Origin of the sequence: Nitrobacter sp. TKz-YC02 (assembly GCF_049852135.1) — a bacterium.
Taxonomy (GTDB): domain Bacteria; phylum Pseudomonadota; class Alphaproteobacteria; order Rhizobiales; family Xanthobacteraceae; genus Nitrobacter; species Nitrobacter vulgaris.
The window spans coordinates 1,143,863-1,158,575 of sequence record NZ_CP180728.1 but is presented as its reverse complement, the minus strand read 5'-3'; the positions used below and the strand labels follow the sequence as shown (position 1 = coordinate 1,158,575).

Here is a 14,713-nt window from a genome sequence, read left to right as displayed (position 1 = left end):
GCGTCTGTCAGCACGGCCAGTGACTATTGGTGACTGCCTGCCTTCACCACACCTCCAGTTGCTCTTGCCGCGATATCATCGCCGGTCGCCTCGGCATTGGACTCGAACACCGCGCGGCACGGCCCAGCGAGCTGAGATTGATTCTGCCGCAGGCAGGCGACAATACGGCCAACGTCGGGAATCTCGCTGCCGCATAACTTGAAGACGTCCGGCGTGCAGGCCATCCTTTGGGCGAACGTGCCGCGATATTCTTCCGCGTGCGCGGCGGCCGCGATGCAGCCCGCCAGAATTCCGGAAAACAGGACAACTCCGTGCCTGAGCATGTGTCACCTCGTCCAATGCTTCACACGCCGACACCTCCTCAAACCTTTGAGGCGACAGAAAGGTTCGTTTCAGGCAATAAAATGGGGGTAGCGTGACTTTGTCGAACGCGTCTTGCGCTCGGTCGCTGCACAGCACTCTCCGCTATGTCGCGCGACGAGATGCACTTCTCTTGCGTCGTTTTGGATGGGCGAGTTGATCGGCAAGATAATCGATCAACGCATCGACGCGCGCCGGCCGCGGCCCGCCCGGCGGCATCACCAGATGAACCGCCCCCTCCACCTGCTTCCAGTCCTTCAGGAGGACTTCGACCTTCTTCGCGGCAATGGCATCGCCGACGATGAATTCCGGCAGGTCGGCGATTCCGAGTCCGGCGATAACTGCGGGCAGCAACGCCTCGCCGTTATTGACGCGCAATTGACCGGATGGCCGCACGGTTGCCTCTTCGCCGCGCGCATTGACGTAGCGCCAGATTCCGGGCGTCGACAGATAGGCGTAGCCGAAGCAGCGATGCTGAGCGAGATGCATCGGATGCGTCGGCCTGCCGTGCGCCTTGAGATAGGCCAGCGACGCAACGGTATGACGCGGCATCGGACAGAGCCGCCGCGCGAGCAGTGACGAATCGGGCAAGCTGGCAATCCGCACGCCCAAATCGAACCCCTCCCCGATCAGATCGACCATCGCGTCGCTGAAATGAAGATCCACCGAAACCTCGGGATACATCTCAAGGAAGCCAGGCAGCAGCGGTGCGATCACTTTGACGCCGAACGTCATGGGCACCGCCAGTCGCACCAGACCGCGCGGCACTGTTGATCGTGCCAGCGCCTCGCTCTCAGCCGCTTCACCATCTGCGAGCAGCCGCGCGGCGCGTTCCGACAGATTCTTGCCGGCATCCGTCAGCGCCAGACGGCGCGATGTCCTGTTGAAAAGGCGGGCGCCGAGCCGCTCTTCAAGCCGACTGACGGCCTTGGAAACCGTCGCTTTCGACAGGCCCAGATCGGCCGCCGCACCAGCGAAGGACCGTAGCTCGACAACCTTGGCGAAGATCGCCAGCGCCTCGAAATCCGGAAGTCTCGCCATCACACCGCCCTGCCCACCATGGAAATTTTTAGAAACAATGAGTTTCAGTAGTTTCTATTTATATACTCATCCGGCAGGCATATTCCAATCCTCGAGCAAGGCCGGTCGGCAGCGCGGCAATGGGAGCCGCAAGGCCCGATGGTTACACGGATAATTGGAAAGGACAGGTCATGATCGAACTCAGACCCTTCAACAAACTCGGCGGCGCCGATCACGGCTGGCTGAAGGCCAAGCACCACTTCTCGTTCGCCAGCTACTATGATCCCAAGAACGTGGGGCACGGCAGCCTGCGCGTATGGAACGACGACGAGATCGAGCCGAACAGCGGATTTCCGCCCCATCCCCACGCCAACATGGAGATCATCACTTACGTTCGTGAAGGTGCGATCACCCATCAGGACAGCATGGGCAACCGGGGCCGCACCGAAGCGGGCGACGTGCAGGTGATGAGCGCGGGCTCCGGCGTGCGGCACTCCGAATACAATCTGGAGCCGGTGAAAACCACACTGTTCCAGATCTGGATCGAGCCAACGAAAGATGGCGGCGAGCCCGCCTGGGGTGCAAAGCCTTTTCCGAAAGGCGATCGCTCAGGCAGCTTGGTCACGCTCGCTAGCGGATTTAAGGCCGACAGTGACGCGCTGCCGATCCGCGCCGATGCGCGCGTGCTCGCCACCACGCTGAAGGCCGGTGAGAGCACAAGCTATCCTGCGGACAGAACACGCAATCTGTATCTCGTCCCCGCGGTAGGCGCCGTCGACGTCAACGGTGTGCGCGTCAACGCCCGCGATGGCGCCGCCATTCGCGACGAAGCGACCGTGAACATCACCGCGCTAGAGGATTCCGAGGTGGTGCTGGTCGACGCGGCTTGAAGCCGTCCACGTCCACCCAACGCAGCGAACGCGGATACGCGGCTTGATCGCCGCGCATCTTCCCTCAAACGCGGAGACCCGAAATGGCAAAAGTTCTCGTTCTTTACTATTCCGCCTATGGGCATATCGAGGCGATGGCAAACGCCGTCGCGGACGGCGCCCGAGAGGCTGGAGCCACCGTCGATGTCAAGCGAGTGCCCGAACTCGTGCCCGAAGCCGTTGCGAAGGCAAAACACTTCAAGCTCGATCAGACCGCGCCGCTGGCGAGGATCGATGACCTCATCAATTATGACGCGATTGTCGTCGGCACCGGCACGCGGTTTGGACGGATGTCATCGCAGATGGCAAGCTTTCTCGATCAGGCTGGCGGCCTGTGGGCCAAGGGCGCGTTGCACGGCAAGGTCGGCGGCGCATTCTCATCGAGCGCGACCCAGCATGGCGGCCAGGAAACCACGCTATTCTCGATCATCACCAATCTTCTGCACTTCGGCATGACGATCGTGGGTCTCAATTACGGCTTCGCGGGCCAGATGGGCGTCAAGGAGGTTACTGGTGGCGCGCCCTACGGCGCGACCACCATCGCCGACGGCGATGGCAGCCGCCAGCCAAGCGCGAACGAACTCGCAGGCGCGCGCTATCAAGGCAGGATGATCGCCGAGACGGCTACGAAACTGCATGGCTGAGATCGCCGCAAGCCGAAGGGTTGCGGCTGCCGTGGCCAAGACCCTGCCGGTCGTGTATCAGACCCCGGAAACACAACCCACTCACGGAACACGCCTTGGACCAGAATTCGACCATCAAGCCATTTCTCGAAGTGCTTTCGGGCCGCCGTCAGGCCGTGCCGCCGATCTGGATGATGCGGCAGGCGGGCCGCTACCTGCCAGAATATCGCGAGCTGCGCGCGAAAGCCGGCGGCTTTCTCGATCTCTGCTTCACGCCGGAATTTGCTGCCGAAGTGACGTTGCAGCCAATCCGCCGCTTCGCATTCGACGCGGCGATTATCTTCTCCGACATTCTCGTCATTCCCTACGCGCTCGGGCGCTCGGTGCGCTTCGAGGTGGGCGAAGGCCCACGGCTCGATCCGCTGGATACGCCGGACAAGGTCGCAACGCTTTCGCGCGAAGCCGACATGACGAAGCTCGAGCCGGTGTTCGAGGCGCTGCGGCGCGTCAAGCGCGAGCTCGATTCAAAAACAGCGCTGATCGGTTTCTGTGGCGCACCGTGGACGGTCGCGACCTACATGGTCGCCGGACAGGGCACGTCCGATCAGGCGCCGGCGCGGATGATGGCCTATCGCCACCCCGACGTCTTCGCAAAAATCATCGACGCCATCGTCGATAACTCGATCCGCTATCTGCTCGGCCAACTCAAGGCCGGCGCGGATGCGCTGCAAATTTTCGACACCTGGGCGGGGGTGCTGCCGCCGCGCGAATTCGCGCGCTGGTCGATCGAACCCACCAAACGCATCGTCGCAGGGGTACGCAAGCAAGTTCCGGGCGCAAAGATTATCGGCTTTCCCCGCGGCGCCGGCGCCCTATTGCCATCCTATATCGAGACGACCGGCGTCGACGCTGTCAGCATCGACTGGGCCGCAGAGCCGTCATTGATCCGGGACAAGGTCCAAAGCCGCGTCGCCGTTCAGGGCAATCTCGATCCATTGGCGCTGATCGCCGGTGGTGCGGCGCTCGATCGCGCGGTCGATGACGTGCTGACGAATTTTGCCGGAGGTCGGCTGATCTTCAATCTCGGCCACGGCATTCAACCGGAAACGCCGATCCCGCACGTCGAACAGATGATCCGCCGGGTGCGCGGGAGCGACGGGCGCCAATAGATCTTTGCCAATGTTCGTCGCGGGCCGAACCGTCTGGCCCGTCGGCTGTGGGCTAGGCGGCCGAATGGCCGTCACTTAGTATAGGGGCACAAGGACCGCAGCGACAACGATCCGAAGCGGTCCTCCAGCGACGAGGACGCTCCCGCTTTTTTGATGAGGAAAACGATCCGTCTTTCCGCGCGTTCGGTGATTTCCACGGAATCGCCGGTCTCCCGGATCAGGTTCGGAATATCGATCACCGACAGCGGGTCGGTGCAATGCACCTCCAGCCGTTCGCCAGGTGTCAACGATTTCAACGCCTTACGGGTCTTGAGCGCCGGCATCGGGCACTTCAGCCCGGTCAGATCAAGTTTCGATATCAGCATGGGGCAAACATGGCGAATCCCGATGCGACCGTCAACCGGGGGAATGCACGTCCGTCTTACATTGGCTCCAATCCTGTTCCGCCTCGGGGGATGTGTTCCGGCTAATCACGTCCTATTGTCATGCGCACCGGATGTCCCATGACCAGTACCGACGCAGCCTCTCCCTTAGATTTTCCGCCGACTCCCGCTGTCATTCTCGCCGGCGGGCTTGCGCGGCGCATCGGGGGCGGCGACAAGCCGATGCGCGAAATCGGCGGACAGACCATCCTGAACCGCGTCATCGCGCGACTAGCACCCCAATGCTGCGGTCTCATCCTCAACGCCAATGGCAATCCCGCTCGGTTTGCGGCGTTCGGCCTGCCAGTGGTCGCGGATAGCGTGGCGGATTTTCCCGGGCCGCTCGCCGGAATCCTTGCCGCTCTCGACTGGGCAGCGGAGCAGCGATCGGGCATCCAATGGATCGTGAGCACCCCGGGTGATTGCCCATTCCTGCCACGCGATCTGGTGGCTCGGCTGCATGACGCACGGGGCGAACAGGATGCCGAACTTGCGGTCGCCGTTTCGGACGAGCGGGCGCATCCGGTGATCGGACTGTGGAATGTGAGGCTGCGCGACGAACTGCGTCAGGCGCTGACATCCGAAGGCGTCAGAAAGGTCGACCGTTGGACCGCGCGCTACCGGCTTGCCGCCGTTTCATGGCCGACCGCGCCGTTCGATCCGTTCTTCAATATCAATACCACCGACGATCTTGCCGAAGCCGAGCGGCTCGTGGCGCTGGACGCCACCGCCGCATGAGACCGCCGCAAACCGGACGTTTTCACCCTCGGCGGTCTCCGCCAGCCATAGCCTGACCGGTCTCCTGCCTGCGCGGCAGCTTCCAGTTCGGCCGGATGAAATGGCAGGTGTAGCCGTTCGGAAAACGCTCCAGATAATCCTGATGCTCGGCCTCGGCTTCCCAGAACGGTCCGGCCGGCTCAACCTCGGTGACAACATAGCCAGGCCAAAGGCCGGACGCATCGACATCGGCGATGGTTTCTTCCGCGATCCGCTTCTGCTCGTCGCTCGTGTAGAAGATGGCCGAACGGTAGCTCGCGCCCTGATCGTAACCCTGACGATCCTCCGTGCTGGGATCATGAATCTGGAAAAAGAACTCCAGCAGCTGTCGATAGCTGATCACTTTGGGATCGAAGTTTATTTCGATAGCCTCGGCATGATCGCCGTGGTTGCGATATGTGGCATTCGGCACGTCGCCACCAGTGTAGCCGACCCGGGTCGAAATCACGCCGGGATACCGGCGCAACAAAGCCTGCATACCCCAGAAGCAGCCGCCGGCAAGGACCGCGCGTTCCGTGGAAACCGTCATACCCGTTCTTCTCCCTGCTGCTCCTGGTATCGTCCCGAAACTCTATCCGGGGTACGCATCCTTTCAAATCCGAAACTCGCCTCACGGCGCAGCCTTCCGTAGCAAACTTCGGATTCGAGACATTGGCTGGTATCATCAACCGCCACCCCCGTTACACCTGATCTGGATATGGGGCAGCCGACGGTCAAGCCGGTCTTGCAAGTCAACACGGAAGGCGGGAGGGCTTAAAGCCACCGCAAGGCGCACCACAAAACGGCGGCGGACGGACTACCCTGCCCATCGCATATTCAGGCTATCCTCGCAACCCGGATTCCCCAGTTGCATCACAGCACAGTACCGAGCTATTCGGAGGGTCCTCGAGACCTATTATTTGAGCCTTCAAATCAAGATGAGGACTGGGATGCCGATCAAGCTGGACGACACGAAGTTTGCCTTGGACGATCACGCCCCTTTGGGGAAGCTGTGGGGCAGACTGTTAATCGAGGTCGTGGATACCGAAACCGAGATCAGACAGACCGTGCACCTCGAGGTTCTTCTCGAGAACGGCGAAAGAATCAACTTTCTCCAGTATGAAAAACTCGCCCGTCAAGAAGCCAAGAAGCTGCTCAATCAGGTCGCAGAGCAACTGTAATCCCCAGCGTCCGTTGAACGGATAATCTCCGCTTTCAAGCGCGCCGGGCCAGCGTTTCGTTCTGTATACCCGGGCGAGGTCTTTCACAATCGGCCTCGACGGAGTTCCTTGCTTGTGCATCGCCCAATGCTTGCCGCGTTTGGGCGATGTCACACGTACCCGAGTCTCGTGACAGAAGGGCAGGTCTCGAGGAACGTTTTTTCCGTTTCCTCCTTTGCGCGTGGCCGAGACGCGTCCGGACGATCTGTACGGTTCGCTGCAAGCGCGCTGCAACATGGTCCGCGGTCGGTTCCAGCATCTGCCAGTGATGGTGTTCGTCCATATCCGACCGCAGAATCCCGTTCCGTTTTCAATCCGCATCGTCCTAGGATCGATTTGGTCCATGCCGGAAAATTGATTGGCATTGATGGCGACGGCGCGGGAAACTCCGGGAACTATAATGTGTCGTTGATGTTAAGGCCGCAAATGTGTGATGCGAATTTGAGGAGCCTTTCATGTGCGATTACAGCCTGCATCACGTCTCATCGCGGCCTGCCCAGGTAGCTGACAAACTGGTTACAATGGAGCTTGCGCGATCAAAGGCGCGTGGCTTTGCCGCCGTTGGCGAACTCGGAACCAAGCTCGTTGTTCACGACGACGCGCCTCAGGTAGCGGTCTGCTTACTTCCGGGAACGGAACTCGCCTTTGACGCTGCCGTCGAACATGATCGCGCTTTCAGTCCTAAAGTTTTGGGCGTGAGAATTTTTGGTAGTGCCCGCGTGAAATATCAGGTCGCCAGCTTTCGCGAGGTGGACCTGGATGATCCGTACGTTCAGCATGACGCCCTGGAATTCCCCAACGGGCAGATTGTAAAGATCGACCGCCTGATAGCCGGCCAAACTGCAACGGTCCTGCAACTGCCGGCCGTCTCACCGCGCAGCGACAGCGACCATGAGCACGCTCACGCCAGATCTGCTGTCCCCTCGCGTGTGACACGTCTCGTTTTGAACCGAGCGCCGAGGGGGTCCGGAGTGGCGTCGATTCTGGTGCCAAACCAAGGCGTAGCGACATTGTGGGACGCTCTCCGAAGCACGGCTATCAGTCTCCAGGCCGGGCTGGCGTATGCCTTCCGGCGTGCGACTGCTCGCAAGCCTGATCTTGAAGCGGAATTGCTCGACGCAGGCTTCCACAGCATGCCCGTGGTGGAGGCGCCGCAGAAACTCGCAAATCCGATGTGGGACATGAAGACCAAAGTTAAGTCTGCTGCTTAGCTGTCTTCTGCTTTGTCCACGTCAAGTAGCCGACTGAGGCGCGGACGAAGTCTTCGTGGTGAGCCTGCGACCCGAAGATATTCATGTAGCGAGGAATTGCAGGGGACCGCAGCGAAGCAATCGTCGTTCGCGCGGCAACAACAACGCAAGAGCAAGCCCGTCGCCCTGCTGGCCATACGGGAATATAGGGGCCGGGAATAGGGGCGCATCTCGCAGCGAGATTCGCCCCGCTAGGAGTTTCGCATTAGCAGTCGCGAAGACGAGAAACGCGCAAGCACGGAATAAGAACCACAAGCACGATCCAACGCCAGTAAGACAAACCGATACAAACCGATAACGCTGGGGGACAACGAGAACGAGCCATAGGACCGAAGGAGTACAGACATGGACATCCGAGCTCAAGTTTCGATGGTCTTTCACTTGGACAAGTGCATCGGTTGCCATACCTGCAGCATCGCGTGCAAGAACATTTGGACCGATCGCAAGGGCACCGAGTACATGTACTGGAACAACGTGGAGACCAAGCCGGGTACGGGTTACCCGACACGTTGGGAAGACCAGACCAAGTATCGCGGCGGCTGGGTGGTTGACGGTCAGAGGCAGAAGAGCCTGCGGCTGCGGCTGCAGGGCAAGTGGGGCACGCTGACCAACATCTTCTACAACCCCTATCTGCCGACGCTCGACGATTATTTCGAGCCCTGGACCTACGATTACCAGAACCTGATCAGCGCACCTTTGGCTGACGAGCAGCCGACTGCGCGGGCGATTTCGATGGTGACCGGCAAGTACATGGACACGATCGAGGCGGGACCGAACTGGGACGATGACCTCGGCGGTTCGCAGGTCTACGCGAACAACGATCCGAACTTCGACGGCGCTTCCGATGAGGAGATGCGTCAGATCAACGAGATCAACAGCACGGTCTTTTTCTATCTGCCGCGCATCTGCAATCACTGCCTCAATCCGGGCTGCGTTGCGGCATGTCCGCAAGGCGCGCTCTACAAGCGCGGTGAGGACGGCGTTGTGCTGGTCAGCCAGGAGCGCTGCCGAGCTTGGCGTATGTGCGTGTCCGGCTGCCCCTACAAGAAGACCTATTTCAACTGGTCGACGGGTAAGGCCGAGAAGTGCATCCTGTGCTATCCGCGTCTGGAGAGCGGCCAGCCGCCGGCATGCTTCCACTCCTGCGTGGGACGCATCCGGTATATCGGCCTCGTGCTTTACGATGCGGACGCGATCGAAGAGACGGCTAAGTCGCCGCAGGATCAGCTGGTGATGGCGCAACGCAACATCATCAAGGATCCGTTCGATCCGGAGATCATCGCGGCTGCAAGGGCCAACGGGATTCCCAGTGCGAAGATCACTGCGGCACAACAGTCGCCGGTCTACCAGTTCGTCAAGAAGTGGGGCATCGCGCTGCCGCTGCATCCGGAGTTCCGCACGTTGCCGATGCTGTTCTACGTGCCGCCGCTGGGGCCGGTTCTGGCCAAGGTGGAGAACGGCGTGTACGACAACATTGCTCACGAAGCGCGGCTGGGACCGTTGATGAGCTCGCTCGAACGATCACGCGTATCGCTCCGCTATATGGCGAGCTTGCTGGCGGGCGGTAATGAGGACATCATCCGCGGCGTCTACAAGAAGCTGGTGGCGGTGCGCGTCTACATGCGTTCGAGGAAGGTCAAGGACATTCCGGACGAGGAGGTACAGCGGGCGCTGGCCGAAGGCAAGACCACCGCGGCGGAGGTCGAGGCGATCTGGCGGCTCACCTCGATGCCGACCTTCGAGGAACGCTTTGTGGTTCCGCCGATGGAGCGTGAGACGGCGGTTGATGCTCTGTTCCCGCAGCTCGACCCGGTCTCTCACAACTATCCGATCCGCAAGGGTGCGGTCGGCGTCGGCTTCCACACCGATCCGGCAAGAGGACCATAGACCCTCTTCCCGCACGGCAAGGCGCGAGACGGTTCCGGGTTATGCATTCGGACCCGTCTCGCGGAAGTTGCCTGGGCACGGCAAGTGCACTGTTATAATCTTGCTTATGATTTCTGTTGAGCGTGTGTGAACGCACGTGATGGTCGGTCCACGCAGTAGCATCCATCAGCACCCGGGTGGATATCATTCACCAAGAGTCAGTGAACGCTGAACGACGCATCACCCTCACCGCCTGCAACTCCGACTCCGTAACTGGTAATGAGCGCTTTGCGTGCGTCTTCAATACGTCCGGCCTTGAACAAGACGTTCGCCAGCTTGCTGAAAATGTCCGGCACGCCCGGTTGTAGCCGAATCACCTCACGATACGCATTGGCGGCATCGAGGTATTGACCCATGGCTTCGCAGGATTGCCCAAGCAAAAGCCACGGCTTGTAGGTATCAGTTCTCATCCTGGTGAGAAGCTTGAACACACGTTTTGCCGCTACGTGATCGCTCTTGCCGGCAAGAAGCTGACCGTAACGATGGAGCGTGTTTTCGTTTCGCGGATCGGTCTCCAGAATCTGACGGTATGCGCGTGCCGCTTGATCGATCTTGCCTTCTTGATGAAGATTTGTCGCTTTCTTCAATGCGTCCGGGAGGGTCCGCACATCAAGTCTCCCGCCCAGATTGGAGCCGCTTCGCGTCGCGACAACGTAGCAATGAAGCCGTTGCTCCTTGACGCCGAATGAGTATTTGTAGCGTTCGTTTCCACGAAGAAAATCATAACGCTTCATTCCACGGGAAATGGCATGGCGAATGCTATGGCCGTGCAGGATAAGCCCGGGCTGCGGACCCGCAAAACTTTCGTCTCGTCCCGTTATGTAAAACAGAAGCGATTTTTTTTGCTCGTCCATCAGGATCGCGAGAGCGGCAAGGGGACGATCGCCAAGCCAAAGCGTAGGCAGCAAGAGTAGCCCGCGTTCAAAGCAGCGCGAAAGCATGCCACGATGCGCACGGACAAGACTATCCGTAAACTTGCCTTTTCTGGGTCGCCATTTGCTTTCCCAAAAACGAAGAAGCGTATTCAGGTCGGCCGCCACCGTTTCCTTGGTCGCGTGAGTAATGCGATATTCGCTATTGGTATCGACCGCACGCAACAAGCGGCGCAACTTCTGCCGCGTGTTGGAGCTGATGGTTTCAAGATACGCGTCCCAGTCTTCCGGCAAGTCCGCATATGGACAAACCGAGTTGTCGATCTGATCGGTCTTGTTGACGCGGTCCGTCTGGCTGATTGTGAACTTTGATTGAGAGAAGAAGGAAACGAGCTTGCTGAACCGAACATCCGAACCGCAGAAATTATCGAGAACAAGGTCGGCCCAGTTCATACGCTTGATTTGCTGCGCAAACGCAGCAATCGCATCGGCCTCGGACTCGGGAATCGAAATAAGCCCCGTGTAGTCTGCGGCGTGGCTACCAGCCATTCTAAGATCGTTGAACAGACGCCCTGTTCCGTCGATTCTCGTATCAAGCCGAAGCGGAAAAAAAGCTATATAGCGAGAGGCTGATCCGGATTCCTTGGCCGCAAGGACAATCCATGGCGTGCTGAGATTTTCCAGCCATGGAAAAAGCCAGTTCCAGGACAGGAAAAGGGTCGCATGAGGATCGGCATCATAGACCTCATCCCAGTTTTCTCTCAACTGGCTGAAAGCATCCATGTCCTCAATGACGTCGATATACATGTCAACCCTCTTTACGTCCTCTTCCAGCACTACTTTGCGCCCCTCCTATGCTCCTATCGCTCGCGAAACGCCCGTGACATGCTGTCATCGATCGGCTTCATGATGTACTGGAAGAATGTTCGTTCGGTCGTCTTGACGAAAACTTCCGCCGGCATGCCTGGCGTCGGATGAAAACCGCGAATCGCAGCGACTTCGGCCATATTGAGCCGCACCCGAATCACATAGATATCGGTCGGCCCGGTCTGGAGTGATTTTTTCTCATCAGCGACGGTATCGGCGGAGAGATAGATAACCTGTCCCGAAACCATCGGCGTGACCCGCTGGCTGAGCGCTGTCAGTCGAACCATCGCGTCCTGACCATGCTTGACCGAGTCGATATCCTGCGGTCTCACTCTGGCTTCGATGATCAACGGCTCGTTGAGCGGCAACAGCTCCATAATGGGCTTGCCGGGCTCCACCACACCGCCGCGCGTATGAAAGCGCAACTTGACGACGACGCCCTTGACCGGCGCACGGATCGTGGTCCGATCTAAAACGCCCTTTGCGCTCTGCATCCGTTCGCGGACGTCGACCAGTTCACCGCGCACCTCGTGCATCTGCTCGACTGCAGTCTTAATAACAGTCTTCCTTACGCCGTTGATTTGCTCCACCGAGCGGGATATCCGTTCCTTGGCGTCTCCGATCTCACCCATAATACGGCCGACCTCGCCTTCGAGATTGGCCTGATTGCGTTGCAAAAGAAGGACGTCAGGCTTGCGCACGAGCCCGGCCGCCAAGAGATGTTCCTTGGTCTTTATATCCTCTTCGACGAGGGCGATCTGCCGCCGCACGCCGTCGAGTTGAACCTTGGATCCCGCGATACGCTCATTCAGAGCCCTGATGCTGTCCTCAATTCCGGCAACGTCGCTGTTGGTATTGTTGCGCTGAGCAGTGAAGGCGAGAATCTGGGAATTGACGATGCTGCGTATTTGCGGATCCGTTGAATCGGCCGCCAACTCAGGCGGAAAGTGAACTTCCGATTCCTCGCGGACCTGTGCCTGCAAGCGCGCATCAACGGCCGTGAGCCGCGCGTTACGAAGAAAAAGTCGTTGCATTTCGGCTTTTGCCGAGGTCCGGTCCAGTTCAACAAGGATCTGGCCGGGTTCCACGATATCACCTTCGCGGACCTTGATCTCGTCGATCATGCCGCCTTCAAGATGCTGAACGATCTTATTCTGGCCAGTAGCCACGAACACGCCAGACGCCACGACAGCACCCGCGATCGGCGCCGTATTGCCCCAGACACCGAATCCCATGATCGTCGCTGCCATGACCGCCATTCCTGCTATGGTGAGGCCACGTGTCGAACGCGGTAGATCGATGTGCCACGGTTGATCGCTTACCGTTGTCATGCTCATGACCGCTTCTCCAAGCCCATCTCTGTGCGTCCCATGATCACGCCTCGAGCATTGGCGCGGCCGAAGCGCTCTTTTTGCGGCCCGTTACCAGCGGAATCACCTCGTCACGCGCTCCGAACGCCTGCACGGAGCCGTTCGCCAAAATCATGATTTTGTCGACGCTCTGTAGCAGTGCCGGCCGCTGCGTGATGGTAACCACCGTCATCCGCTTCTCCTTGGCGCGCAACAGCGCTTTTGCCAACGCGCGTTCGCCGTTCGCATCCAGGTTTGCGTTTGGCTCGTCCAGTACAATCAACCGAGGATTGCCATAGAAGGCGCGCGCAAGGCCGATCCGCTGCCGCTGCCCGCCCGACAACGGACTGCCATCCATGCCGATCACAGTTTCGTAGCCTTGGGCCATCTCCGAAATCATTTCATGAACGTCCGCCGTTTCAGCCGCATCGAAGATATCTTCATCGACCGCGTCGGAGCGCATTCGCGCGATATTCGCCTTGATCGACGCCGGAAACAGTTGAACCTCCTGCGGCAGATAACCGACGCTCTCGCCGAACTGGCGCGGGTCCCAATTGCGCAGGTCCATCATATCGAGGCGGACATTTCCGGCGGTCGGAATAATCGAGCCGACCAACATTCGCGCCAGCATGGTCTTTCCGGTTCCGGAAGGCCCTACGATCGCCAGAGACTCGCCTGGTTCGAGCTGAAAGCTGATGCCGTTGAGAATGACCTTCTTGTTTGGCGGGGGAACGTAGAGGATGCGCTCGACACTGAGACGGCCCTCCGGGCGCGGCAACCGCAAGCGATCGAGGTTGAGTGGTGAACTCTGGAGCAAACTCTTGATGCGAGTGTAGGCCGAGCGAGCTTGTATAAATTGACGCCATCCTTCGATCGTACCTTCCAATGGCGCCAGAGCACGGCTGGCGACGATCGATGCAGCGATAATCATTCCTCCGGTCAGTTCGCTTTCGAGCGCGAGATAGGCGCCCCAGCCAAGTATGGCGATCTGAGTGCCCAGACGCAGGAACTTTGAAGCGCCGGTCATGATGATGTTGAGATCATGGCCGGCAACCTGCGCCTTGAGCGATTCAACGGTTTCCTTTCCCCAAACCTCGACACCTTCCGGAATCATGCCCATTGCATTGATGACCTGGGCGTTGCGCGCCATCGCTTCGGCCTGCAGATTTGCACGGGTCCCAAACGCATTTGCGCGCGTAAAAGGTACCGCGGTGACACGCTGGTTGATGAGCGCGACCCCAACCAGCGCAGCGCTCGAGGCGAGCACGATCAACCCAAGTTGCGGACTAATCAGAAAGACGACGGCGAGGTAAGCGGGCGTCACCGGCGCATCGAAGATCGTCAGCAGAACCGAGCCCGTGATAAAATGGCGTAAGTGCTGCAAGTCCGCGAGGGTTTGAAATTCCCGGCTTGAGCCGCTTTGTGCCGCCTTCGCCGCGGCGCTCAGGACCGGGCCGCCCAACCGCGCTTCGGTTTCGACGGCAATCCTCATCAGGATAAAACGGCGAATCATATCCATCACGACATGAGCACCGATCGCTAGAATAACGATCGATGACAGCATGATCAGCGTGTCGACGCTTCGGCTGGTCAGCACGCGGTCCGACATATTGAAAAGATAAATGGGAATCGAAAGAACAAGAAGGTTCACGACAAGCGAGAAGATTCCCACCGTGATAAGGTTGCGTCGTGCGGCGGCCAGCCCCTTACCGAGAACATCGCGGAATTCGTTGCTTCCTGAGCGCTTTTGCAGTTGTGGATTGCCGCCACCGCCACCGCCGTTGACAATTCCCTTGCCGTTATCATTCCCTCCGCCGCTCGCTGGCGCCAAAGGCGGCTCCGCTGCCTTGCGATCCGACGCGACAGACGTCGGCGCTGTCTCCATTTGTACATCAAGCGCTTCTGGAGACTTAACGGGAGATTCGAGGTCTGACCGAAACCCAGGTTCGG

Annotated in this window: 14 protein-coding genes; 7 read left to right on the top strand and 7 right to left on the bottom strand. The window is 59.3% G+C overall.

Annotated features, from left to right (window positions below):
• Nucleotides 1-23 precede the first annotated feature (23 nt).
• Nucleotides 24-323, bottom strand: coding sequence for a hypothetical protein (locus ACM561_RS05465; RefSeq protein WP_079446048.1), 300 nt, complete (start codon nt 321-323; stop codon nt 24-26).
• Between the two features lie 142 nt (nt 324-465).
• Nucleotides 466-1,401: a LysR family transcriptional regulator gene (locus ACM561_RS05460; protein WP_425908631.1), complete on the bottom strand. Its 936-nt coding sequence runs from the start codon at nt 1,399-1,401 to the stop codon at nt 466-468.
• 170 nt (nt 1,402-1,571) lie between these two features.
• Between ACM561_RS05460 and ACM561_RS05455 the strand changes: the two genes are divergently transcribed.
• From ACM561_RS05455 to hemE, 3 genes are all read left to right on the top strand, one after another.
• Entirely contained in the window at nt 1,572-2,270 is a 699-nt protein-coding gene (locus ACM561_RS05455; protein WP_425908629.1) for a pirin family protein, read from the top strand.
• A gap of 83 nt (nt 2,271-2,353) precedes the next feature.
• Nucleotides 2,354-2,953 carry an NAD(P)H:quinone oxidoreductase gene (gene wrbA, locus ACM561_RS05450; RefSeq protein WP_425908627.1) on the top strand — a complete coding sequence of 200 codons (600 nt, stop codon included), beginning with the start codon at nt 2,354-2,356 and terminating at the stop codon, nt 2,951-2,953.
• A gap of 170 nt (nt 2,954-3,123) precedes the next feature.
• A complete protein-coding gene (gene hemE / locus ACM561_RS05445; protein WP_425909646.1) occupies nt 3,124-4,101 on the top strand; it encodes a uroporphyrinogen decarboxylase in 978 nt (325 codons plus the stop codon).
• 71 nt (nt 4,102-4,172) lie between these two features.
• Here the strand turns inward: hemE and ACM561_RS05440 are convergent, their stop codons facing one another.
• The gene (locus ACM561_RS05440; protein WP_009799148.1) at nt 4,173-4,466 is read right to left on the bottom strand and encodes a sulfurtransferase TusA family protein; all 294 of its coding nucleotides are present in this window, start codon (nt 4,464-4,466) and stop codon (nt 4,173-4,175) included.
• Between the two features lie 138 nt (nt 4,467-4,604).
• Between ACM561_RS05440 and mobA the strand changes: the two genes are divergently transcribed.
• On the top strand, nt 4,605-5,261 hold the full coding sequence (gene mobA, locus ACM561_RS05435; protein WP_425908626.1) for a molybdenum cofactor guanylyltransferase MobA: 657 nt from the start codon (nt 4,605-4,607) through the stop codon (nt 5,259-5,261).
• 22 nt (nt 5,262-5,283) lie between these two features.
• On the opposite strand, the gene msrA is transcribed toward mobA, so the two are convergent.
• Nucleotides 5,284-5,829: a peptide-methionine (S)-S-oxide reductase MsrA gene (gene msrA, locus ACM561_RS05430; RefSeq protein WP_425908625.1), complete on the bottom strand. Its 546-nt coding sequence runs from the start codon at nt 5,827-5,829 to the stop codon at nt 5,284-5,286.
• A gap of 400 nt (nt 5,830-6,229) precedes the next feature.
• Here msrA and ACM561_RS05425 point away from each other — a divergent pair, with 400 nt between their 5' ends.
• From ACM561_RS05425 to narH, 3 genes are all read left to right on the top strand, one after another.
• Nucleotides 6,230-6,460 (top strand): hypothetical protein, encoded by a 231-nt coding sequence (locus tag ACM561_RS05425; protein ID WP_425908623.1) that lies wholly within the window; start codon nt 6,230-6,232, stop codon nt 6,458-6,460.
• Between the two features lie 494 nt (nt 6,461-6,954).
• Nucleotides 6,955-7,710: a hypothetical protein gene (locus ACM561_RS05420; protein WP_425908621.1), complete on the top strand. Its 756-nt coding sequence runs from the start codon at nt 6,955-6,957 to the stop codon at nt 7,708-7,710.
• Nucleotides 7,711-8,094: 384 nt separating this feature from the next.
• Nucleotides 8,095-9,636, top strand: a complete 1,542-nt coding sequence (gene narH, locus ACM561_RS05415; protein ID WP_079447846.1) for a nitrate reductase subunit beta — start codon at nt 8,095-8,097, stop codon at nt 9,634-9,636.
• Between the two features lie 197 nt (nt 9,637-9,833).
• On the opposite strand, the gene ACM561_RS05410 is transcribed toward narH, so the two are convergent.
• Genes ACM561_RS05410 through ACM561_RS05400 form a run of 3 tightly spaced genes read right to left on the bottom strand, consistent with a single transcriptional unit; the run spans nt 9,834 to nt 14,648 of the window.
• On the bottom strand, nt 9,834-11,354 hold the full coding sequence (locus tag ACM561_RS05410) for a GNAT family N-acetyltransferase (protein ID WP_425908620.1): 1,521 nt from the start codon (nt 11,352-11,354) through the stop codon (nt 9,834-9,836).
• A 53-nt stretch (nt 11,355-11,407) separates the two neighbouring features.
• Complete coding sequence (locus tag ACM561_RS05405; protein ID WP_425908618.1) at nt 11,408-12,751, bottom strand: HlyD family type I secretion periplasmic adaptor subunit; 1,344 nt, start codon at nt 12,749-12,751, stop codon at nt 11,408-11,410.
• A gap of 37 nt (nt 12,752-12,788) precedes the next feature.
• Entirely contained in the window at nt 12,789-14,648 is a 1,860-nt protein-coding gene (locus ACM561_RS05400) for a type I secretion system permease/ATPase (protein ID WP_425908616.1), read from the bottom strand.
• Nucleotides 14,649-14,713: the final 65 nt, after the last annotated feature.